Below are 1,525 nucleotides of genomic sequence, written 5' to 3'. Positions count from 1 at the left end.
GCCACGCGGCCTCGCGGTCGGCGTTCAGCACGAGCGTGACGTCGTCGCCCAGCAGCGGCCGTACCACCTGTTCCAGGTAGCGGCGCTCGGCCGGCTCGTTGCACTTGCCGGCCAGCGTGAACGGCAGCCCGGCCGCCCGGCACGCCGCGATCGCCACGTCCGGGCCCTTGTCCGGGCTGAACCGGGCCAGCCAGAGCACCGGTCCCGTCCCGGGCGCCCGCTTGCGCGGGACGTCCCGCAACGGCATCGCGTTGTGCACCGTGCCGGCCCAGGGCAGCCCCGGATTCGCCCGGCGCTGCGCGTGCGAGATCGCGACCAGGCCCACCCCCCGGTCGGTGTTGCCGAGCACGGTGCCGTACTCGCCCACCGGGTTGCCGTGCACGGTCGCGACAGTGGGCACCCGGCGGCGTCCGGCCACCAGCGGGCCGATCGTGCTGTGGTCGTGCACCAGATCGAAGTCCGCCGGGCCGATCAGGCGGTCGACGTGGGCCAGGTGCGCCAGCTCGGGCAGCGACTCGCCCATCCGCTCGTACTGCAGCTCGTCGCAGGTGGAGACGAAGTCGGCCGAGGTGCCGTGCCCGGTCCCCGCCCCGAACAGCGTCACCGCGTGCCCCCGCTCGACGAGCGCGTCGACCAGTCCCGCGACCAGCGTCTCCAGCCCGCCGTAGCCGGGCGGCGGCACCGACAGCCAGGGCGGCACCACCATCGCGATCCGGAGCGGCCCGGCCCGCCAGCGCTCCGAGGACTGCTGGTTCACGGCCACGAGTCCTCCCCGCTCGGTCCCCGGCGTACCCGCTGGGTCGCGGGTTCCCGGCCCGGCCCGCGGTAAACGACACGCCGTCGGCTCAGCCGGACACCACGATCCCGACGTGCACCTCACGTACGCCCGGCAGGGCCCACGCGGCCCGTTCCGCCTCCTCGCGCTGCCACCAGGCGCCCACGACGCCGTCGAGCACCACAGTGTCGCCGTCGACCCGGGCGTCGATGCGCTCGGTGCCGGTCCGCCGCAGCAGCAGGCGGCGCAGGTCGAGGCGCTGCTGCTCGTCGCTGGGCGGGGCCGGGGGCCGTACCTCGATCAGGTTCGTCACCCCGCGTACGCCGCGCAGCCGGCGCAGCTCACGCTCGGCGGTACGGCGCTGGAAGCCGAACTCGACCTCGCCCCGGAGCATGACCCAGCCGGCGGCGACCGTCACGTCCAGCCGTTCGGCCGGCACGAAGCTGTCCCACTCCAGCGCCCGGCCGGCCGCGATCGCGATGTCGGCGTCGGTACGCCGGTCCGTGGCGGTCAGGTCGACCTCCAGGTCGCTGGCGACCGCGCGCACCCCGCGTACCCGGTGGGCGCAGCGCTCGACGGCCCACCGCCGCGCGTAGCTGTCCACCCGCCCGGTGAGCGTGACGACGCCGTCGGCGACCGTCACGCCGACGTCGGTGGCCCGGGTCTGCGCGTCCCAGTCCAGTTCGGCGAGGACGTCGCGCTGGATCAGCTGGTCGGTACGCACGGTGGACGTGGTGGTCATGCCCCCAG

General features: G+C 75.3%; 2 protein-coding genes. Both read right to left on the bottom strand.

All coding sequences use genetic code 11. The features are described from left to right. Positions 1 to 706, bottom strand: a 706-nt coding sequence (locus tag KBX39_RS30915) for a glycosyltransferase (RefSeq protein WP_210873936.1), incomplete at its 3' end; no start/stop codon positions are given. Positions 707 to 845: 139 nt separating this feature from the next. After that, on the bottom strand, positions 846 to 1,517 hold the full coding sequence (locus KBX39_RS30910) for a BON domain-containing protein (RefSeq protein WP_166457184.1): 672 nt from the start codon (positions 1,515 to 1,517) through the stop codon (positions 846 to 848). Positions 1,518 to 1,525 lie beyond the last annotated feature (8 nt).

This window comes from Micromonospora sp. D75 (genome assembly GCF_018070405.1).
GTDB classification, from domain to species: domain Bacteria; phylum Actinomycetota; class Actinomycetes; order Mycobacteriales; family Micromonosporaceae; genus Micromonospora; species Micromonospora chalcea.
This window is presented reverse-complemented; position numbering and strand designations above follow the sequence as displayed.